General features: G+C 75.5%; 1 protein-coding gene. It reads left to right on the top strand.

Features of this window, described 5'->3' with window-relative positions; all coding sequences use genetic code 11:
- Positions 1–245 (top strand): hypothetical protein (locus KVT14_RS20920; protein ID WP_217617350.1); only part of this gene is annotated, 245 nt, incomplete at both ends.

Here is a 245-nt window from a genome sequence, read left to right on the forward strand (position 1 = left end):
CACCCCGCGGCACGTCTCCCGCAGGGGTCTGGGGGACTCCGCGCTGCGGACCGCCGACTCGGGCTTCCTGCCCCGTCGTCTGGTGGTCGTCTCGCAGGTCGTCATCGTCCGCGAGGAGGACTGCGGCACCGAGCGCGGCCTGACCATGCCGGTCGGCGTGGCGGCCGCGGGCGGTTCGCTCCGCCGGCACGACAAGGACGAGTCCTCGGTCAACGCCCGCACCCTGGCGTCCGGCGTCGGGGGTG

Source organism: Cellulomonas sp. GbtcB1 (assembly GCF_019091725.1).
In the GTDB taxonomy this organism is placed as follows: domain Bacteria; phylum Actinomycetota; class Actinomycetes; order Actinomycetales; family Cellulomonadaceae; genus Cellulomonas.